The sequence below is a fragment of the Flavobacterium sp. 3HN19-14 genome (assembly GCF_051373205.1).
Taxonomy (GTDB): domain Bacteria; phylum Bacteroidota; class Bacteroidia; order Flavobacteriales; family Flavobacteriaceae; genus Flavobacterium.
The window spans coordinates 2,025,232-2,044,696 of record NZ_JBPPZT010000001.1 but is presented as its reverse complement, the minus strand read 5'-3'; the positions used below and the strand labels follow the sequence as shown (position 1 = coordinate 2,044,696).

21 protein-coding genes and 2 pseudogenes are annotated in these 19,465 nt (G+C 41.6%); 4 read left to right on the top strand and 19 right to left on the bottom strand.

All coding sequences use genetic code 11. The features are described 5' to 3' along the window. Positions 1-54: 54 nt before the first annotated feature. Genes ACSLFW_RS10950 through ACSLFW_RS10910 form a run of 9 tightly spaced genes read right to left on the bottom strand, consistent with a single transcriptional unit; the run spans position 55 to position 6,151 of the window. Positions 55-1,422: a RagB/SusD family nutrient uptake outer membrane protein gene (locus tag ACSLFW_RS10950; RefSeq protein WP_436555762.1), complete on the bottom strand. Its 1,368-nt coding sequence runs from the start codon at positions 1,420-1,422 to the stop codon at positions 55-57. Then, entirely contained in the window at positions 1,398-1,595 is a 198-nt protein-coding gene (locus ACSLFW_RS10945; RefSeq protein ID WP_436555761.1) for a hypothetical protein, read from the bottom strand. The genes ACSLFW_RS10950 and ACSLFW_RS10945 overlap by 25 nt, the downstream gene beginning before the upstream one ends. Continuing rightward, positions 1,585-1,893 (bottom strand): hypothetical protein, encoded by a 309-nt coding sequence (locus ACSLFW_RS10940; protein ID WP_436555760.1) that lies wholly within the window; start codon positions 1,891-1,893, stop codon positions 1,585-1,587. The genes ACSLFW_RS10945 and ACSLFW_RS10940 overlap by 11 nt, the downstream gene beginning before the upstream one ends. Next, positions 1,826-2,011, bottom strand: a complete 186-nt coding sequence (locus tag ACSLFW_RS10935; RefSeq protein ID WP_436555759.1) for a hypothetical protein — start codon at positions 2,009-2,011, stop codon at positions 1,826-1,828. Before ACSLFW_RS10935 ends, ACSLFW_RS10940 begins: the two co-directional genes overlap by 68 nt. Then, positions 1,992-3,356, bottom strand: coding sequence for a TonB-dependent receptor domain-containing protein (locus ACSLFW_RS10930; RefSeq protein WP_436557435.1), 1,365 nt, complete (start codon positions 3,354-3,356; stop codon positions 1,992-1,994). Before ACSLFW_RS10930 ends, ACSLFW_RS10935 begins: the two co-directional genes overlap by 20 nt. Beyond that, on the bottom strand, positions 3,346-4,521 hold the full coding sequence (locus tag ACSLFW_RS10925; RefSeq protein WP_436555758.1) for a carboxypeptidase-like regulatory domain-containing protein: 1,176 nt from the start codon (positions 4,519-4,521) through the stop codon (positions 3,346-3,348). Before ACSLFW_RS10925 ends, ACSLFW_RS10930 begins: the two co-directional genes overlap by 11 nt. Before the next feature lie 29 nt (positions 4,522-4,550). Further along, positions 4,551-5,375, bottom strand: a complete 825-nt coding sequence (locus tag ACSLFW_RS10920) for a hypothetical protein (RefSeq protein ID WP_436555757.1) — start codon at positions 5,373-5,375, stop codon at positions 4,551-4,553. Beyond that, complete coding sequence (locus tag ACSLFW_RS10915) at positions 5,336-5,626, bottom strand: hypothetical protein (RefSeq protein WP_436555756.1); 291 nt, start codon at positions 5,624-5,626, stop codon at positions 5,336-5,338. The genes ACSLFW_RS10920 and ACSLFW_RS10915 overlap by 40 nt, the downstream gene beginning before the upstream one ends. A 6-nt stretch (positions 5,627-5,632) precedes the next feature. Then, positions 5,633-6,151, bottom strand: coding sequence for a DUF5004 domain-containing protein (locus ACSLFW_RS10910; RefSeq protein ID WP_436555755.1), 519 nt, complete (start codon positions 6,149-6,151; stop codon positions 5,633-5,635). Between the two features lie 385 nt (positions 6,152-6,536). Between ACSLFW_RS10910 and ACSLFW_RS10905 the strand changes: the two genes are divergently transcribed. Together ACSLFW_RS10905 and ACSLFW_RS10900 are read left to right on the top strand one after the other, a co-directional pair. Beyond that, positions 6,537-6,710 (top strand): hypothetical protein, encoded by a 174-nt coding sequence (locus ACSLFW_RS10905; RefSeq protein WP_436555754.1) that lies wholly within the window; start codon positions 6,537-6,539, stop codon positions 6,708-6,710. Positions 6,711-6,748: 38 nt separating this feature from the next. Continuing rightward, positions 6,749-8,134, top strand: a complete 1,386-nt coding sequence (locus tag ACSLFW_RS10900) for a DUF6377 domain-containing protein (RefSeq protein WP_436555753.1) — start codon at positions 6,749-6,751, stop codon at positions 8,132-8,134. 2 nt (positions 8,135-8,136) lie between these two features. Here ACSLFW_RS10900 and ACSLFW_RS10895 read toward each other — a convergent pair whose 3' ends face one another. The 4 genes from ACSLFW_RS10895 to ACSLFW_RS10880 form a co-directional block, all read right to left on the bottom strand. After that, entirely contained in the window at positions 8,137-8,799 is a 663-nt protein-coding gene (locus ACSLFW_RS10895) for a response regulator (RefSeq protein ID WP_436555752.1), read from the bottom strand. After that, positions 8,793-9,563: a sensor histidine kinase gene (locus ACSLFW_RS10890; protein WP_436555751.1), complete on the bottom strand. Its 771-nt coding sequence runs from the start codon at positions 9,561-9,563 to the stop codon at positions 8,793-8,795. Before ACSLFW_RS10890 ends, ACSLFW_RS10895 begins: the two co-directional genes overlap by 7 nt. A 643-nt stretch (positions 9,564-10,206) precedes the next feature. Beyond that, on the bottom strand, positions 10,207-10,518 hold the full coding sequence (locus tag ACSLFW_RS10885; protein WP_436555750.1) for a hypothetical protein: 312 nt from the start codon (positions 10,516-10,518) through the stop codon (positions 10,207-10,209). 38 nt (positions 10,519-10,556) lie between these two features. Continuing rightward, positions 10,557-11,912 carry an MFS transporter gene (locus tag ACSLFW_RS10880; protein ID WP_436555749.1) on the bottom strand — a complete coding sequence of 452 codons (1,356 nt, stop codon included), beginning with the start codon at positions 11,910-11,912 and terminating at the stop codon, positions 10,557-10,559. A gap of 114 nt (positions 11,913-12,026) precedes the next feature. On the opposite strand from ACSLFW_RS10880, the gene ACSLFW_RS10875 reads away from it, so the two are divergent. Next, a complete protein-coding gene (locus ACSLFW_RS10875) occupies positions 12,027-12,602 on the top strand; it encodes a pentapeptide repeat-containing protein (protein ID WP_436557434.1) in 576 nt (191 codons plus the stop codon). On the opposite strand, the gene ACSLFW_RS10870 is transcribed toward ACSLFW_RS10875, so the two are convergent. From ACSLFW_RS10870 to ACSLFW_RS10845, 6 genes and pseudogenes are all read right to left on the bottom strand, one after another. Then, positions 12,599-13,096, bottom strand: coding sequence for a GNAT family N-acetyltransferase (locus ACSLFW_RS10870; RefSeq protein WP_436555748.1), 498 nt, complete (start codon positions 13,094-13,096; stop codon positions 12,599-12,601). The genes ACSLFW_RS10875 and ACSLFW_RS10870 overlap by 4 nt on opposite strands. A 46-nt stretch (positions 13,097-13,142) precedes the next feature. Continuing rightward, positions 13,143-13,730: a tRNA-(ms[2]io[6]A)-hydroxylase gene (locus tag ACSLFW_RS10865; protein ID WP_436557433.1), complete on the bottom strand. Its 588-nt coding sequence runs from the start codon at positions 13,728-13,730 to the stop codon at positions 13,143-13,145. A 206-nt stretch (positions 13,731-13,936) separates the two neighbouring features. After that, positions 13,937-15,973, bottom strand: a complete 2,037-nt coding sequence (locus ACSLFW_RS10860) for an outer membrane beta-barrel protein (RefSeq protein WP_436555747.1) — start codon at positions 15,971-15,973, stop codon at positions 13,937-13,939. A 23-nt stretch (positions 15,974-15,996) separates the two neighbouring features. After that, positions 15,997-16,374 (bottom strand): carboxypeptidase-like regulatory domain-containing protein, encoded by a 378-nt coding sequence (locus tag ACSLFW_RS10855; protein WP_436555746.1) that lies wholly within the window; start codon positions 16,372-16,374, stop codon positions 15,997-15,999. 191 nt (positions 16,375-16,565) lie between these two features. After that, on the bottom strand, positions 16,566-17,381 hold the full coding sequence (locus ACSLFW_RS10850) for a serine hydroxymethyltransferase (protein ID WP_436557432.1): 816 nt from the start codon (positions 17,379-17,381) through the stop codon (positions 16,566-16,568). A gap of 10 nt (positions 17,382-17,391) precedes the next feature. Then, positions 17,392-17,843 (bottom strand): annotated as a pseudogene (locus tag ACSLFW_RS10845) (hypothetical protein). Positions 17,844-17,951: 108 nt separating this feature from the next. Here ACSLFW_RS10845 and fahA point away from each other — a divergent pair. Continuing rightward, positions 17,952-19,233, top strand: a pseudogene (gene fahA / locus ACSLFW_RS10840) (fumarylacetoacetase). Positions 19,234-19,465 lie beyond the last annotated feature (232 nt).

Below are 19,465 nucleotides of genomic sequence, written 5' to 3'. Positions count from 1 at the left end.
AAATGCAAAAAACCGGCCCGCTAACTAAACAAAATTAGAAGGCCGGCAATAATATTAGTAGCCTGGATTTTGTACAAGATTGGAATTCGTACTCAAAACCGTCGCCGGAATCGGGAAAATCGCTTTGTAAGCCTCAGTCGTTCCTTTTTCCCACCACGGTTGGAAGTAAGTCCCGAAACGAACGTTGTCAGTACGCCTTCTGCCTTCAAAACAAAATTCGCGCAGCAATTCCTTATTGATGAAATCAAGGTCGATGGTTGCCGGCATTGCAGTTCCGGCACGCGAAGTCACCTGTTGGATGAACGGCACCGCAAGATCCGGAGAACCCAAACGCACATAACATTCTGCCTGCATCATCAGTATTTCAGAATAGCGAATGAGTACCCAGTCGTTATCGCGTTCCCACTTATCCCCTGCTTTCATCTGGTATTTTACGAGACGAACGCCTTCATTCTGCTTGGCATCGGTGAAATTCGTGATGTCTTCGGTGTAGGAAAGCGGCTGCCCACTATCCATAATGATGACCTGGCCGGTTGCAAGACTGATCTGGTCGCCTGATAGCATTGATTTTTTACGCTTGTCGACATCTTCAAAAGAGGAGTAAACGCCCGGTTGTGCACAGATTCCATTGGCACTCCAAGGATAATCGCCGGTTGCCGAAATGGTGAATCTGTGTAAGTAATGACAGCTCATCGATGACAGATAATTCCCTAAAGTTCCCGCGTCTCCGTCGTATGGAATCGATAAGATGATTTCAGGTGAAGTCTGGTTTTCAGTGGCGAAATTCGCAAAATAATCTGTCGTTAAATTGTAACCTGAAATGTTCTGGCACATGTCGATGCAATCCTGCCAACGCGGTGTTCCTACGAAAGCCTGTGAATTCAGGTATAATCTTGCGAGTAAAGCGTAGGCAACATTTTTAGTGAATTTCGAATACACAACATTCGATTGCAGATGTGGCAAAGCAGCCAATAATTCCGATTCAACGAAATCATAAACTTGCTGACGCGTCGAATTAGTCGGTAATCCGGTGTCTTCGAAATTGGTTACAATCGGTACATTCCCAAACATGTCGAGCAATTGGTAATAATAGTAAGCGCGAATCGACTTCAATTCTGCATAAATCGGTGCTTTCGCTTCAGCAGACAACGACGATTTATCGATTTGATAAATAATAGAGTTCACTTTCGCGATTCCGGTGTAGCAATAACGCCACGCCGAAAGGATCATGCCATTATCGGCAGTCCATTGGTGGCGCTGCACCTGTTGGTAGCGGCCACCATCGTACCAGTCGGTTCCTCTGGTTGGAATCGTGGCTTCGTCTGAGGCGACTTCATTTAAAAAGAACACATATTCGCAGGTCGGGTACGAATTGGAAATCGCATCGCCAAATCCCCTTAATGAAGAATAAGCGCTGCCCAACAACCTGCCTGGACTTCACTTGGCGTTTGACCGAAATTGCCGTCTTCTACCCTGTCATACAAATCTTCGTTGAGATTTGTACACGAAAAGTGAGCGCCGCGGTCAATACTAATGCTGTTATTTTGACTTTCATTTTTTTGAATTTTATGGTTATCAGTGCGCTTATTTGTCAAGCGTGAAATTGAGTCCTAGCGAAAAAGTTCTTGGTCTCGGATAGTTGTTAAACCTGTCGATTCCCGGATTTGATAATCCCGTAAGGTCGAGTTCAGGATCAACGCCGCTGTAGTTGGTAAACACTGCGAGGTTTTCTCCCATTACGTAAACGCGCAATTTGGGCCTGATTTTTTGAATGGGACGTTGTAACCTGAAAGTCACCGTCTGCAACCTGAAGAAAGACGCATCTTCAATCCAGTAGCTTGAATATTTTGGTGCCGAAGTGATGCCGCTGTTCAGGAACGTGTTCCGGAACATTGTAAGCCGGCAACCTATTCGGGTCGTTGAGCATCATTGCAGTGGCGTTGAGTACTTTTTGGCCGAAACTTCCGTAACCGGAAATGCCAAGATCTAAATTACCATAAGAGAAATTCATTCCGAGTCCTAAAGTAAAATCTGGTTGTACGCTGCCGATGGCTTTTTCTTCCGTGCCTGAAAATGAATTCTCCGTTTTCATCCAATCCTTTGCTTTCGTAACCCCAGAAAGTCCCTAGCGGATACCCTTCGGCGATGATTTGCGAAAATTGGTTCGACATTCCTGAAAGACCGTGTAATGAACCGCTGTAAATCGCGTCGGTCTGATACACCTGATTCGACAATTTTTCGATGATTTGCTTGTTTTTAGCGAAAGTCAGGTTCGCATCCCAGGTGAATTTTCCTTTTTTGACGATGTTCGCGTTTAAAGTCAATTCGATTCCCTTGTTAGACAATTCGCCTACGTTCGCGAGCATCGTTCCAACCAAATATGGCGGTTGCGGCACCTGATATGTGTACAATAAATCCTTTGTGTATTTGGAATACCATTCGAAACTACCGGTGATGCGGTTGAAAAGGCTGAAATCAACGCCGATGTTGGTCGTTGCTGTCGATTCCCATTTCAAGTTCGGATTCGGGTTTTGCGTTGGTGAATAGGCCGAACTCCAGCTTCCCGTTGCAGGATCGTAATAACTGTCATTTCCAACGCCTAAGATGGAAAGCGATTTGTATTCGCCGATGCCATCCTGGTTTCCGGTAACACCGTAGCTTACACGAAGTTTCAGATTGTTGATCCATTTTTCTGACGATTTCATGAAATCTTCATCGCTGATTTTCCATGCAACTGCCGCCGATGGAAAAACGCCCCATTTGTTATTGGCTCCGAAACGGCTTGAACCGTCACGTCTTACTGTTCCTGTGATCATGTATTTTCCGTCGTAAGCGTAATTTACACGCCCGAAAAACGACACAAGATTTGATTTTCCTTTATACGAATATACATCACCAAGACGGAAATTGTATCCTGCACCGAGGTTGTTATATCCGAACAAATCGGTTTCAAATCCGCTTCGCTGTGCACCGAAACCTTCGTAAATATTTTCAAGGAAAGAATATCCGGCGGTAGCACCAACACTATGTTTTCCGAAGATCTTGTTGTAATTCAGGTAAGCTTCAAGTTGCCCTGTGGTGTATTCTCCGTAGATTTTTTGGGCGTAACCGTGTTCGGTCATTCCTTCGAGAACAGCGTAAGACGGTTTGTAAGTGCTTCCCGTCATCGCATTGTGTTCTAACGAAAGATTCACGACGGCTTTCAAATCACTGAACAAAGTCGCTTCGGTTTTGAAATAACCCAAAAGCCTTGTGCGTTTGTTGTCGGCTGTGCGGTTTTCTAAAATTTCAACTGGATTTTCGTTCAATGTTCCGCCAACGGAAGTGAATTCACCTTCGGCATTTCTAACCGGAATCGTCGGATTGAGGTTGAAAGAGCGTTCGAAAATACGGTAATTCGAACGGATGCCATTTGTCCATATTCGCGTTGATGCCGGCGTCGAATTTGAGGATTTTTCCTAGAGCATATTGATAGGTATTGATGTTCGCGGTGATTCTTTCAAGGCTTGTCGTTTTGATTACGCCTTCGCTGTTGAAATAAGAGAATGAAGTACGCAATCCGCTCAATTCATTTCCTGAAGCAATACTAATGGTGTGCGATTGCGTAAAAGCAGATTGTTGCAATGATTTCTGCCAGTCTGTATTCCCACCAAAATCAATTGCATCAGCAAGGTCGTTGTCACGCACATAACCGCGCCATTGGTCGCCAGAAAGCATATCAAGATTGTTGGAAGCCTCACCTACTCCGGTGAAACCGCTGTAAGTCACGTTCATTCCGGCAGTTCCTTTTTTGGTGGTAATGATGATAACACCGTTCGCGCCTCTTGAACCGTAAATCGCGGTTGCCGAAGCGTCTTTCAAAACGTCAATTGATTTGATGTCGTTGGGTTGTACGATGTTGATGTCTACACCCGCGATCCCATCAATAACGATAAGCGGACTGTTATTTGCCGTTAATGATGTTCCTCCTCGTAATCTTAAAGAACCACCTGCGCTTGGATCGCCTGAACTGCGATAGATGGCCAAACCGGCCACTTTTCCCTGTAATACCAATTCCGTTGACGGAATTACGCCTTTTACGAGGTTTTTATCAGTTACTGTCGAAATAGAACCTGTAAGATCTGATCTTCTCATGGTGCCGTAACCTACGGAAACCAATTCAACTTCGTCGAGTTGCTGTGCATCTTCTGCGAGGCGGATTTCAATCGGGGATTTTGTCGTGGCAGAAATTACCACACTTTGCGTTGTGAAACCTAAGAAAGAAGCGGTAATCGAATTTCCGGCAGTTACGCCAAGTGTAAATTTCCCGTCTGCGTCTGTTGAAGTGCCATTGGTTGTGCCCGATTCCTGAATGGAAACACCCGGCAACGCCACGCCCATATTGTCAAAAACAACGCCTGATATCAGTTTTTTGTCCTGTGCATACAATCCCACCGACAGTAACAACATGACAATCAGCAGTAGCCATGGCGCATTAGTCGGCACTTGCGGCCGGACGACATTTTTATTTTTACTATTCATTTTATTGGTTTTAAGTTGATAGTGTTTTGTTAGTCGAGTGTCTTGAGCGGAATCGTCGTATCGGAAATCGTATGGTTGGCATTGTCTTTTACCAAAACATGAATTTCACTCACATTTACATTTTGAAGCGCAGATGGCAGATTTACGAATCCTTTGATTTCATTCATAGTGCCCGTGAATTCCCCGTTCAATACAGTCGTTCCGGCCGTAACGGTATAAATCAGTTTGTTGATGCCAGGCTCGTTGTTTTTTCTGGCGATTCCGAGGAAATCTTTTTTACTGATTTGTAATGGATAGAACCTGAATTCCGGCGGCGGCGGCGCAACATATTCAGCAGCGTAAATAATCTGATCCGGAGAAGTACCCGCCCAATTGTCTTTTACGAAAAGAAAAACCATATTTTCCATGATGAAACCGTCGGGAACCGGATAATAGGTTTTCGGAACCAAATCCATTTTATAGAAACCGTTACCGAGGTTTTTGAGTTTTGTTTTTTCAACGATTTCGGGTAACCAAGCTTGATATTCCTGCAAAACCGCCCAATTGTTGAGTCCGCTGTGAAAGTGCACGCTGGTTGCATCGGCAAATCCGGGAACGAGATTCGAGTTGAATAAGATACTTACACCTTTATCCAGACTCGGTGCTTCCGGATACGAACGCTTGATTTCATTGGCGGTGTAGAAAGAAGAAAACGGCGTATAACCCACGTTCGCAACATCAGACTGTTTCGTGCCGGTTTTGTCTTTCAATCTGAACCAGAAACCTGCGCTTGCCGCGATGGCATCCGAAGTCATAGAGAAATAAACCGTTGGCGTCAGTTTGAAACTCCACACCATGTTTCCTTCATAATGCAATTTGGCGAATTCAGAAGAGTTTTCCCAATGGCCTGCATCCGGCTCAGACGGCGACCAAATCCAGATGTAAATGTCAGATTCGGCGGCGAAAGTGGTCCCGATAAATCGAAATACCAGGTCACTTCTTCATCATAATTATAAATCACCGGGAACGACCAAATGGTGCCCACCGGACCTGCAGCTTCCTGCGCCTTCGTTAGGTTCGGCAACAGCAGCATTGCAAATAAGATTGTATATAGTATTTTTTTCATGGCAGTTTAGTTGATTGCGGTTAATTTGAAAACGTAAGAAATAAACGGCGTTCCGCCTGAAGTACGAACCAATTGGAATTCCATTTCTTCATTGCTTCCCGGAACGGAAGTCAGCCTTAAAGAATCCGTTAACTGTGTTTTGGCGGCGTCACTATAAAGCAGTACCATTACGGAACCGGAGTTCGTCGGCTGGAAATCGGTGCTTAATGCCCAAAATCCTGTTGGCGCGAACAATGGAGGAACGTTTCCTGTTACCTCATAACTGGTCGGTTTCATCTTTTCGTCAACATTGAGGTTGATTTTGAAATCGGCATAATTGAATTGGGAACTTAAATTTTCCTCGTGCGGTTCGAGTGCGTTGGCTTTGGCAAATTCGTCGACCATTTTTAAACTGGAAAGGCTCCAGCTGCCACCGACTTTTTCGTACAACGTGATGGCATCAACGTGATCGCCGTCGTCGGTCTCGTTGCAACCTGCGGATAACATTCCGATGACCGCCAGCAAATAAATAATTCTGCGTTTCATAAGTTTTGTGGTTTTTGTTAGTTAAATAATATTTTTTGAAAGAGTTGGAACGAAGCTAAACGTTAAAAAATTCTAAAAAAAAATGTGTACTAAAAATCAAGGTACTATAACGTTTTCTTTCTATTTAAAAATTTGATTTTCAACAAATTGAATAATAAGTGTATAAATAAAAATCAAGTAGTTGTAGAGGTCAAAAAATGCAGATTTTAACACATCAAAATACAGATTTAAAAAAATTATCCGATATTTTTCTGAATAGCATATTTATACAGTTTCTTTTTTGCCGAATTGAAAATTTTTACATTATATTTAACACGCCAATCCAACTTCAGGCCATTTAAGAGTGAATTTTCAAACCTATCATTCCGATTCAAAACCACAAAAAATGCGAAGGCTTACCGTCTTATTGTTACTGTTGACTTCTACATTCATTTTTGCGAAAGACATCAATCCGATTCTGAAAGAGCTCGACAAAGCCCTTCAGAATAAAGATTTGTATGTAAAACAGAAATACGGCAAGATAAAAGCACTCAAAGACAACGTGCACAATTCACTTTAAGTCAGGACAACCGGAATCTTTATACCAATTATATGTCGTTGTTTGACGAGTACAAATCATTCAAATATGACTCGGCTTATTATTATCTGGAAGAAGCAAAATCGACTGCAATCATCCTGAAAGACCAGCAATTGCTGTCGAAAACGAAAATCAAGGAAGGATTTGTGCTGCTTTCATCCGGGCTTTTCAAAGAGGCGATTGATACGTTGAGCAGCATCGACATCAACAAGCTCGACAAAAAAAATCAATTCGATTACTATTCGATTAAAGCCCGCGCCTTTTATGATTTAGCCGATTATAACAAAGACCAGCGCTATCAGATTAATTATGTACAAAAGGGAAATTTATATTTGCAGCGGGCATTGGCTTTAATTACACCGAACACCAATGAATACTGGGCGACAGAAAGCTTAAAGCGCATGAAGCAGCAGGATTGGAAAGGTGCAGAATTCGCCTTCAGTTACTGGATCAATAATTTCACTTTGCCGCCTGATTACTATGGCATCGCAACTTCGAGCCTTGGTTATATTTACTCAGAGCGCGGATTTACTGAGAAAGCCATTGAATATCTGGCTTTGGCCGCCATCGCAGATGTAAAAAACGCCACAAAAGAAACTGTCGCTTTGCGCAATCTCGCCAATGAACTTTTCAAAATTGGTTATCTCGAAAAAGCCAATGAATACATCAATCTGGCCATGGATGACGCGACTTTTTATGATGCAAGACATCGGAAAATCGAGATTTCTTCGATATTGCCGATCATCGAAAAAGCACAGTTGAATAAAGTGCGCGATAAGAATGACAAACTCGAAAAAATCGTGGTTTTACTGACAATTTTAGCGTGTATCATCATTTTGTTCCTGATAATAATCTTCAAGCAATTGAAAGAAAAGAATGCCGCTAAAAAAGTAATGGCGAAATCGTACAGCCAATTACAGGAAATGAACGTCAGCCTCAGTGAAGCCAATACGATTAAGGAAGAATACATCACTTATTTCATCAAAGCGACTTCTGATCTTATCAATAAAATCGATCATATCCAGAAAAGTACCATCCAGAAAATCATTTCGAAGAAGACCGATGAAGTGATGGCGAGCCTTAAAAAATACGACGTCAGGATGGAAAGAGAGCAGCTTTTTCATCAGTTCGACGAAATCTTCCTGAAGCTTTTCCCGACTTTTGTAAGCGATTTTAACCAATTATTTCCGGCTGATCATAAGACCACGATAAAAAAAGGAGAACTTTTAAATACGGAACTCCGAATCTTCGCATTGTATCGTTTAGGAATTCAGGATGGAACGCAGATTGCTGATTTTATGGAACTTTCAGTATCAACGATTTACACTTATAAAGCGAGAATCAAAAGCAAATCAGATTACAAAGAATCTTTTGAGGAAAAAATAATGGCAATCAAGACGATTTGATGCTATAGCTCCTCAATCATCAATATGCCGTGGCGCAGCGCATATAAGACCACGCCGATAAAATTCTTAGAGTTGGTTTTTTCGAGAATCCGCACTTTATGTCCTTCGACGGTTCTTTTGGTAATGCACAATATTTCCCCAATTTCGGTGCTGTTGAGTTCACCCGCAGTCATTTTGATGATTTGCAATTCACGATCCGATAAAATCATTTCGGGTAAATCTTCTCCTTTGGGAATTTCATCGCTTTGCCAGCGCAAGGCTTCGCGCATGACGCTTCCGAATTCCATTTCGAAGAAAAAACCTTTTTCTTCAAGACTGCGAATGGCCGATTCCAGCAAATTTGGATCGGAATTTTTAGTGAAATAACCGTGTGCGCCAATCTCCATGATTTTGTGAATGCTTTCTTTCGATGTAAGTTGCGAAACAATCAAAATCAGGATTTCAGGATATTGAAGATGAAGAATCTTACAGGTTTCAAAGCCGTTCATTTCGGGCATTTGAATGTCTAAAAGTACAATATCGATTGGTGTGTCGGCTAGTTTTTCAAGGAATACTTTTCCGTTATCGGCATCGAGTACGACTTCCATCCCATCGAATGAATTGATGAGCAAAGACAGGCTTTTCCTGAAAAGCTTGTGGTCGTCTACGATTCCGATTCTTAACATGGCTGCTCTTTTAAGACAATTAAGAAATGATTTCCTTTAGTGGTTTCTTTTTGTATTAATTCCGCTTCGACCACTTTGACACGCGAATTGATATTCTTCAATCCGGTACCTTTAGATGTAGTGAGCAGGTTTTTAAAGTTATAGGATTTTCCGTTATCTTCTACAGCGATTTGTACTTTTTTATTTTCGCAGGAAATGGTGACCGTGCATTTTGTTATGGCGCCGTATTTCAGCATATTGGTGATGAATTCCTGGATAACCCGGAACAGTTCATAAGCAATTTGTGAAGGAAAATGAACCGGATCGCCGATGCTTTTCAACTGAAAATCGATTTCAGTTTTTTTCCTTAATCGTTCAAAATAATCATCGATTGTAGCCGCTAATCCTGAAATTTCGAGTAATGGCGGAATCAGGTTATAGGAAACCATTCGGGTATTTTCAATCGCCGTTTCTACACCATCGCGAAGTTCATGAAAGAGTTCCTTGCGCTCCTGATCGATTTCGCTGTTGTGCAGGATGACTAGGTAATTCCGGATCGCACTCAAATCGCTTGAAACACTGTCGTGAAGATCGGCGGCAATGCGGTGGCGCTCATTTTTTTCACTTTCGAGAGAGGCTTTCAGAAGCAATTCAGCTTCTTTCCTTTTGATTTTGGAGAAATGATTCTGGTAAAACATCACCAGGAAAATCAATCCGAACGCAAAGAAAAGCATGACCGTAGTGCCAATCCAGAAAACCGTTTCTATTTCTTTTGTCCCTTCCAAATGCCTAAAATTATGAATATTCTGAGTATAATGGTCATCGCCAGGCTTATTTGCATCCAATATTCCTGGAGACTGAGCTGTTTGTCTTCAAATATATAAGAACTCATTAAGAACAAAAACAGTGTTCCGGAAAAATAAATAACTAAACCCGAAATAAAATAAAATACCGGACTTAACAACAAAGATTCGGTGGTAAGATTGGTAAAAATGTCCTTCAACCAAATGAATGAAAATAGGAATACAAACAGAATTTCTATCAGTGACATATAGGATTCCATTTGCAACTCTGTTGTTTGATTCTGAATTTCAGGCCCTAAAAAGAAAATATACACGAAACTGCAAGAATAAACTAACGCAAAACCAATAAAAGCAGTCTTGAACCGCTTGTTCACCAACCTGTAAAAAAAGTAGCAAAGACAGTAAAATTCTAAAAATATATAAGTCCGAAACCAGACGTTCGAATAAATCTCGAACATATCTTCTATTACGCCTTCATAAACACTCGCAAAGCAACTCAGCCATAAAAACGGAGCCAGGTAAGCTACTTCTGCTGTAAATTTTTTTCGTCGCAGTTTTACAAGCAAAATCGGGATTATTCCCAACAGCACAGTAAAATAGAAAACCAGTTGAAGTAGCGGCATTTTTAAAAGAGTTCGCTCGTAATATCACAAAATAGCGGGCAAGGTTTCAACCTGTCCATAATAATACCGCTTGTCATGTCTTTTCCGTCGTTATCAACGCCAACAAGCACAAGTGTCTGCTGACCCGATTTATCGTCATGACCGTGATACATCCTGATACCGGCGCAATTGTCCTGTTGTAATATCGCTTTTACATTATCAGCGCTGACGTAATGCGCTTTAATCTCATTTAGAAATTTAGTTCTGTAGGCACTAACTAAATTTTTTGCATCTTGTAATAAAATAACTTCTCCGGAATTTAAATCTGATGACATAATGTTGTTTTTTAATGATTAGGTTCACCAAATATAATTCACTTTTCGACACCAAAGTCAATTAGAAACTGATTATTTTGTGGGCATCGAAAAAATTCTACATCAATTCGGAAGTTCCTCTTTTTCTCGTCGAAAGTGAAATTACGCAGTTGTGGCGCCCTGAAAAAAGTATACACAACGACACCTAACGTAATACAACCACCTGTCACTACGGCCGTTACCGTTCCGAGCCAACTCGCCATTACGCCGCTTTCGAAATCGCCGAGCTCGTTTGACGAGCTAACAAACATCGTATTTACCGCTGAAACACGGCCGCGCATATGGTCGGGCGTCATTAATTGCAGGATCGTACTGCGAATGACAACGCTCACCGCATCGAACATTCCTGAAAAAAGCAGCATTAAAAACGACAGATAAAAATTAGTAGAAATTCCAAAAACTATAATTGAAACCGCAAAACCGGCTACACAAAAGAAAAGCTTTCGTCCGGGATAAGTTTTTAAAGGAAGAAATGCCAATAAACCAAGCGTGAGCAAAGCACCGATTCCGGGAGCGGAACGCAAAATTCCGAAGCCCATTTCATCAACATGTAAAATTTCCTTCTGATACACCGGAAGCAAGGCAACTGCGCCGCCAAAAAGCACCGAAAACATATCGAGGCAAAGTGCCGAAAGCAATGCAGGCGTTTTCCAGACGAATTTCAATCCTTCTGTGACACTTTGCAAAACCGGCTCTTTTTCCTTCTTCAGGATTGGTTTGACCGCAATTGAAAAAAGCGGAAACAGCATCAGCAATTCAAAACACAAAACCGCGAAAAGACTGGTTGGAATACTGAACGAAGCGATAAAAAATCCGGCAGCCAACGGGCATAAAACTGAACCCAATTGCCACGCCATACTGCTCCAGCTTGTCGCATTCGGGTAATGTTGCCTTGGGACAACGAGTCCGAAAAGGGCAAACATCGACGGACTGTAAAATGACCGCAATGCGCCGCCAAGGAATACGAAGAAATAAATCAGATATAATAAAGTCTGTTGCTCGAGGTTAATCTCTGCCGCCGGAAGTGCCAATACAAACAGGCAAATCGCTACCAAAATATAACCGAAAAGGCATAACGAAACCATTTTTCTTTTTTCGTTCTGGTCGACTACATGGCCTGAAAAGAAAGAACAGCAAATTGCCGGAATTACTTCTGCAAGTCCAACCAATCCGAGTGAAAGCTTGTCATTCGTCAAATGGTAAACCCAATAATAAATGACGGTCGATTGCATGTTCAGCCCGAAAATAATACCAAGTCGCAAGCTCAGGTAAGACTGAAATTCTTTTATTTTAAGCGATGGGTTTTTTCCGAAAAAGCCTGTTGGCGGAATGGGCATTGGATTTTCTGATTCCATTTTTTGGCGCAGGGTTATATTGTCGCGAATTTACGGCAATCACCAAAATAAATACGTTATAATAATGTCAAAAAAATAAATTAATCCATCTTTGCATTGCTGCTAAAATTGAAGATGCAAAACGTCGATTACATTTTTGAAAAACATTTTAATAAAGTCACTTATAAAGTTGACGGAGCGAATTTTAAAGAATTCGAATGCTGTACTTTCAACGATTGCGACTTTTCAAAATGTACATTTCTCGCAGTAACTTTCATTGATTGTACTTTCAACAACTGTATTTTTTCGGGCGCTAAAATTAATTACGTTGCTTTTCGCACTGTTTATTTTAATGGATGTGAAATAAAAGACGTGAATTTCGCCATGTGCGACAAGCTTATTTTTGAAATCCATTTTGATGATTGCATCCTGGATTTTTCTAAATTTTATACATTGAAAATCAAAGGAACCGATTTCAAACACTGCAGCCTTATCGCTGTTGATTTTATGAAAACCGATTTGACCGGTGTTTTGTTTGACCATTGCGATTTATACCGTACAGAATTTTCGGGCGCAATTGCGAATAAAGCCAATTTCAAAACCAGCCGAAATTATACGATTGATCCTGAAAAAACAAAATTGAAAAAAGCAGTTTTTGCGTTAGAAGGCGTAAAAGGATTGCTTTTCAAACACGATTTGGTGATTTCCTAAAGCGGTTTGGTCATGATAAAATCTTCCATCAAATAACAGTGATCGAGTTGTATATCGACGGTTTCGGTGATTTCAAATCCTGATTTCCTGTAGAATTCCTGTGCTTTGTTAAAACGATTTACGTTCAGGGTAATCGCATCAGAATTATTATGGCGCGCTGATTTCTCAACCGCTTCAATCAGCAATTTCCCGATTCCTTTGCCTTGCGTTTCCGGCAAAATATAAAGCTTGTGGATGTGTGTGACGTTTTTGTTGCTGTAATTGTGCTCAAAAGAAGTAAATCCCAGCACATTTTCATTTTCTTTCGCCAACAGAAACAAATGCCCTTTTTCAACCAGATTCTGTGTAAGCGCAGCGTCAGTATAGAAAAGCCCAAGCATATAATCGAGTTGCTCCATCGGTAAAATCGCGCCGTAAGCAATTGGCCAGGTTGTATGCGCAATCTGCCTGATTACAGGAAAATCTTCAATGGAACCCGTAGTAACAATCACCATTTTAAATTGAAATTTGAAATTGAGCTTGAAATTGATTTTTGAAGTTCTATCCGTGAATCGTCTCGCCTTTTCCGTATTTCGCAATCACCGAAGCTTCAAAATCAAGCCATTCGCGCCATCTTTTTTCAACGTCTATTCCTTGCCCGTATTTTCTGGCGTAAGTGATAAAAGTCGTATAATGTCCGGCTTCGCTTTCCATCAGATCGCGGTAAAAGGCGGATAATTCCGGATCGTTGATATTTTCAGAAAGCACTTTGAAACGCTCGCAACTTCTGGCTTCAATCATCGCAGAAAACAATAGCCTTTCTACAAATCCGGAAACGCGGCTGCCGTTATTGCTTTTTTTCATGTATTGCGCGAGTTCGCCCACATATTCATCTTTGCGCTCGCGACCGAGTTTCAGTCCGCGCTTTTTGATGATTTCGTGCACCATTTCAAAATGCTCGATTTCTTCCTTCGCCAAAGCCAGCATATCGGTCACCAAATCAGGATATTCTGAATTGATGGTGATGATCGTGATTGCATTCGAAGCCGCCTTCTGCTCGCACCAGGCGTGATCAGTCAGGATTTCTTCGATATTTTTTTCAACGATATTGACCCATCTCGGATCGGTTGGCAATTGCAGGCGTAACATCATGAGTGGTAATTTTATGTGCAAATTTACGAAACAAAGTTCAATATCAATTTCAAAAATCAATGACAATCGCAATATCAAAAATCAATGAAAATCACAATATCAAAAATCAATGGCAATTCAAATTGGAATTTATTTTTGATATTGAGGTTGAGTTTTGATATTGAGGTTGATTTTTGCAATTGAAATTTGACATTGCCATTGAATTATCCCTTCACCCTTCCCTGCTCTTCCTCAGCACCCGAACGCTCGCGGCTTTTCGGCTGGAATGCCTTTCCGAAACCATAAACGAAAGTCAGTGAAACGAAGCGGCTGTCGGGTTTATTTTTCCATGTCGCGTCAGTATTCTGCAAATTATTGATGATACCATTCCTGATTCCGGAATAGAAAATATCGTTGACACCGAGTTTCAGAGAGCCCTGATCGTGGAAAATCTTTTTCTGAACACCAATATTAACCATGCCAAGTGCGCCCAGCGTAAATTGTGACGAAGTGATTTCAGAAGTATAGCGTCCGACCAGTTCTGCCGACCAGCTTTTATCGATCATAAAACGTGTATTTCCTGAAAATGAAAAGAATGTTCCCGATGAATTCAAGCCTTCGGTATACAAATCGCTTTTGTAATCGGTGTGCGTGACTTCGCCGTAAAGACCTGTGGCTAACCATTTCGTCACGTTAAAATCGGATTGCGCGTTAAGGCTGACGTATTCGCTTTTTCCGATATTTCCGGGGCGGCTGTAATAAATTTCGTCGACGATTTCAATCGTTTCGTTGATTTCGTCTTTCGATTTGGAATAACTCAAAGTGGTGCTGAAAAGGCTTGTGTAGCGATAGGAGAATTCAACATTGTGCGCAAAAGACGGATTCAAATATGGATTCCCGGAGTAAAAAGTAAATTTATCCAGCGGACTCAAAAACGGATTCAAATCCTGATAATACGGGCGGTTGATGCGTTTTCCATAAGAAATCACAAGGCTGTTATTCCCAATCGAATCGAGTTTATACATCGCATAAGCCGTCGGGAAAAGATTGGTGTAATTGCGCTCAAATTTCGAAGCCGGCTTTTCGATATTGCCCAATTGATTGCCTTTCGAAATCGTGGTTTCAAGACGCAAACCTGCCTGAAATGACAATCTTTTATAGCTTTTATTGAAGTTGAAATAAGCGGCATGGATGACTTCATCGTACTTAAAATGATTGCTCGTGTTGTAATTCGGAACCGCATTCCCATTGATGATATCCGAATAATCGGCAACATTGTCGGTTTTAGAAAAACTCACTTTATAGCCTGTATCAAACGACGCCTCGTTTTTCATCGGCTGCACATAATCGGTTTTGAAAGTATAGATTGAGATTTTCGACGGCAAATTACCTTTCGACTCATCACTGCTGCTTAAAGAATTGTCCGGTTGATAAATATAATTGCGATAACGCTGTGCCGTTTCATCAGAATAACTAAGAAAATCGGCATCGGCAGTGAGCCTTTTTCCGCCATTGAATTCATGGCTGTAATTGAGCGTAACGCCGCCATTTTTAAAGGTTTTGTCTTCATTATTATCGGCGACAATCGTCGAATCAAGCACTGAAGCTGCATTTGTTAGTTCGCTTCTGCCTTTGGAATTGTTGTTGCCGTTACGCGAAAGTCCGTTCAGGCTGATGCCCAAAGTCGTTTTATCCGAAAGATAATAATCCAATCCGATTTTCGCATTCGCGGATTTGGATTTTCCATAAATCATCGTATTCTGGTAAAACAATGTTTTCGTGCTTTGGTCATCATTTTTATAACGTCGGAAAATGTATAGATCTGTGACTGATTCCTGCGCCGCATAACCGATATTGCCATACAACCTGATTTTTCCGTCGGTGTAATTCAGGTTCAGGCTGTTGCGGTTCACAGCTCTTTTTCCTTTGGAAACCCGCGAAGTAAAACTGCCATTGAAGCCTTTCACTTTACTTTTCCTGGTTTTGATGTTGATGACACCTCCGCCTCCGGCAGCATCATATTTTGCGGGCGGATTGGTCATGAATTCAATCTGACTGAGCGTTGACGCCGGAAGCGATTTGAGATAAGCTTCCAAATCTGCGCCTGAAAGATAAGTTGGTTTGTCATCGATAAAAACGGAAACGCCGGTTTTTCCTTTGAACGTAATCGTTCCGTTTTGGTCGATTAAAATGCCCGGAGATTTCTCGAGAACTTCCATCGCATCTGAACCTGCACTTGAAATCATGGCATCGACATTCACGACCGTGCGATCAATTCTCTGCTCTACAAACGGCTTCTTTTTCTGGATGACAACTTCCTGAAGCTCGTTTTTTCTAACGGAATTAGTTTGATTTCAGGTAATTGGATATTGCTTTTTGAAATGATGATCGGTTCGCTTTTATATAATTTATAAGCCGGATCTTCAATGATCAAAGTGTAATTATTACCGGAAAGATTTCCAATTTGAAAGCTGCCGTCAGGTTCAGAAAGCGCCGTTTTCACAAGAGAATTGTCGGAGGTTAAAAGCAATGAAATTACAATAGCTTCGAGTTTTTGATGCGTTGCATTGCTAATTGTTCCGCTGATGGAAAACGTGTTTTGTGCATTCAGGAAGCCCGTAAAAAGCATTAAAATGCCAACGAGCGCGATTTGATTTTTCATGATTGATGATTAGGTTTACAGGTTTGTTGACCGAAAAAGGTTATTGTTACAGTTACAAACGTTAAAACCTGAATTTTATGTAATAAAAAACCCACACCGGAAAAAGTGTGGGTTTACTTATATTTTAACACGAATTGCACAAATTACCACAAATTCAATTCGTGAAATTTGTGAAATTTGTGTTAGTCAATTTAAAAAACGAAAATCGCCCTTTCGCCCATCATTTCATTTACCTGATCGGCAACTTCTTCGATGATTTCTTCATTCGTGTGGTTCATCAAAACGCGGTCAATCATTTCAACAATCACTTCCATATCAGATTCTACAAGGCCTCTTGTTGTGATAGCCGGTGTCCCGATTCTGATTCCTGAAGTGATGAACGGCGATTTGTCATCAAAAGGCACCATGTTTTTATTGACGGTGATTTCGGCTTTTACCAACGCGTTTTCAGCTTCTTTTCCTGTGATATTTTTATTTCTTAAATCGATGAGCATCATGTGATTGTCTGTTCCGCCGGAAATAAGATTGTAGCCTCTTTTCATAAATGCTTCTGCCATTGCTTTTGCATTTTTTTGCACCTGCATCGCATAGTGGAAAAACTCATCTGATAAAGCCTCGCCGAATGCTACAGCTTTTGCAGCGATGATATGCATTAACGGGCTTCCTTGATTCCCTGGAAAAACCGCCAGATCCAATAACGAAGACATCATCCTGATTTCGCCTTTTGGTGTTGTCAATCCCCACGGATTTTCAAAATCCTTGCCCATTAAAATCATACCGCCTCTAAGGCCGCGCAACGTTTTATGCGTAGTTGTTGTGATGATATGGCAATGCGGAACCGGATCGTTCATCAATCCTTTAGCAATCAATCCTGCAGGATGCGAAATATCAGCCAAAAGCAAAGCACCAACGCTGTCGGCGATTTTGCGGAATCTTTCAAAATCCATGTCACGGCAATAAGCAGAAGCGCCAGCGATGATCATTTTCGGCTGTTCACGCGTCGCAATTTCCTGTATTTTATCGTAATCGAATCTTCCGGTTTCTTTTTTCTACACCGTAAAATACCGGATTGTATAGTTTTCCTGAGAAATTCACCGGAGAACCGTGCGTCAAATGCCCGCCGTGCGAAAGGTCGAAACCTAAAATCTTATCGCCGGGTTTCAGACAAGCCGCGTAAACTGCGGTATTGGCCTGTGAACCTGAATGTGGCTGTACATTGGCATATGCTGCACCGAAAAGTGCTTTCGCGCGGTCAATCGCGATTTGCTCGACTACGTCAACGACCTCGCAGCCACCATAGTATCTCTCTTGCCCGGATAACCCTCGGCATATTTGTTGGTCAGTACAGAACCTGCAGCTTCCATGACCTGGTCGCTAACGAAATTTTCTGAAGCGATAAGTTCCAGTCCGTTGATTTGTCTGTCCTGTTCTTCAAGAATTAAGTCAAAAATTTGTTCGTCGTGTTGCATTTGCTAATTTTTCGTTAATTTGAATGCAAAATTACTAAATTCGTTTGTTAAAATGAATGATAACTTTATATTTACTCAATCAATTTAATTACACTAACAAACCTTATAATGGCCATAACCGCAAATAATCCGCATCGAAAATCATGGCTTGACGTCCCCGCCGACAGTGATTTTCCGATACAAAATATACCTTTCGGCGTCTTCCTGACCAAAGATGATGTCATCACCATCGGCACCAGAATCGGCAATAACGCCATCGACCTCGGCGCCTTGCAGCAGCTCAATTATTTTGAGGGTATCGAACTGACAGACGATATGTTCATGCAGGACACATTAAATGATTTTATTTCCGATGGAAAGAAAACCTGGCGATTGGTGCGTAACAGGATTGCTGATCTTTTCGATGCCGAAAATGCCGAATTGCGCGACAACACAGAACACCGCGACGTTATCGTTTTTAATATAGAAGATGTAGAAATGCAATTGCCGGTCCTGATTGGCGATTACACCGATTTTTATTCGAGTAAGGAACATGCGACGAATGTCGGTAAGATGTTCCGCGATCCGGAAAATGCGCTTTTACCGAACTGGCTGCACATTCCGGTGGGTTACCATGGAAGAAGTTCTTCGATTGTGCCGTCGGGAATTCCGATTCACAGGCCGATGGGGCAAACTGTTCCGAATGGGGAGACAACTCCGGTTTTCGGGCCATCACGTCTGATTGATTTTGAACTCGAAACTGCTTTCATCACGACAGACGCCAATGTAATGGGCGAAAACATTCCGGTTTATGAAGCCGAAGATTATATTTTCGGGATGGTTTTGCTTAACGACTGGAGCGCGCGCGACATCCAGAAATGGGAATATGTGCCGCTTGGGCCGTTTTTGGCGAAAAACTTCGCTTCTTCGATTTCACCGTGGATTGTGACGATGGATGCTTTGGAGCCGTTCCGTACGAAAAGGCCGAAACAAGATCCGACGCCACTTCCGTATTTACAACAAAAAGGGAAAAACGCTTTTGATATCAATTTAGAAGTTTCTATTGAGCCTGAAAACGGCGAGCCGACTGTGGTTTCGCAATCGAATTTTAAGTACATGTATTGGTCGATGAACCAGCAACTGGCGCACCATACTTCGAACGGATGCCGCGTGAATTCTGGAGATATGATGGGTTCAGGAACGATTTCCGACGAACGCCGGATAGTTTCGGATCGATGCTGGAGTTGACCTGGGCGGAAAAAATCCGATTAAATTAAAAGACGGAACCGAGCGTAAATTCATCAATGATAACGACAGCGTTACGATAAAAGGCTGGTGCAAGAATAATGAAGTGCGCATTGGCTTTGGCGAAGTTTGCAATAAGCTGCTGCCGCCGTTTGTGAGGAAATAATCTTTGTTAATTATAAATTCAATTGAACCCGGGAAATTAAAGTTCCGGGTTTTTTATTTTTGACGCGAAGGCACTAAGTTTTTGGTTTGTTAATTTTTTAATTAATTCTTAAGTTTTGTGGATAGCAATTTGGCAAATGTGGTATGTGTTTTGGATTGTTTCGGTTGAAGCGGATGCCCTGGCCAGGATTACCTCACAGAATTTTATCATATAGGTGTTCGGTGAATGCTGC

Excerpts from the sequence above, each read along its gene's own strand:
- ACSLFW_RS10940 (WP_436555760.1), bottom strand. The coding sequence starts at position 1,893 with ATGTTCCGGAACACGTTCCTGAACAGCGGCATCACTTCGGCACCAAAA.
- ACSLFW_RS10935 (WP_436555759.1), bottom strand. The coding sequence starts at position 2,011 with ATGAATTTCTCTTATGGTAATTTAGATCTTGGCATTTCCGGTTACGGA.
- ACSLFW_RS10925 (WP_436555758.1), bottom strand. The coding sequence starts at position 4,521 with ATGAATAGTAAAAATAAAAATGTCGTCCGGCCGCAAGTGCCGACTAAT.
- ACSLFW_RS10915 (WP_436555756.1), bottom strand. The coding sequence starts at position 5,626 with ATGAAAAAAATACTATATACAATCTTATTTGCAATGCTGCTGTTGCCG.
- ACSLFW_RS10910 (WP_436555755.1), bottom strand. The coding sequence starts at position 6,151 with ATGAAACGCAGAATTATTTATTTGCTGGCGGTCATCGGAATGTTATCC.
- ACSLFW_RS10905 (WP_436555754.1), top strand. The coding sequence starts at position 6,537 with ATGCGAAGGCTTACCGTCTTATTGTTACTGTTGACTTCTACATTCATT.
- ACSLFW_RS10895 (WP_436555752.1), bottom strand. The coding sequence starts at position 8,799 with ATGTTAAGAATCGGAATCGTAGACGACCACAAGCTTTTCAGGAAAAGC.
- ACSLFW_RS10885 (WP_436555750.1), bottom strand. The coding sequence starts at position 10,518 with ATGTCATCAGATTTAAATTCCGGAGAAGTTATTTTATTACAAGATGCA.
- ACSLFW_RS10880 (WP_436555749.1), bottom strand. The coding sequence starts at position 11,912 with ATGGAATCAGAAAATCCAATGCCCATTCCGCCAACAGGCTTTTTCGGA.
- ACSLFW_RS10875 (WP_436557434.1), top strand. The coding sequence starts at position 12,027 with ATGCAAAACGTCGATTACATTTTTGAAAAACATTTTAATAAAGTCACT.
- ACSLFW_RS10870 (WP_436555748.1), bottom strand. The coding sequence starts at position 13,096 with ATGGTGATTGTTACTACGGGTTCCATTGAAGATTTTCCTGTAATCAGG.
- ACSLFW_RS10865 (WP_436557433.1), bottom strand. The coding sequence starts at position 13,730 with ATGTTACGCCTGCAATTGCCAACCGATCCGAGATGGGTCAATATCGTT.
- ACSLFW_RS10855 (WP_436555746.1), bottom strand. The coding sequence starts at position 16,374 with ATGAAAAATCAAATCGCGCTCGTTGGCATTTTAATGCTTTTTACGGGC.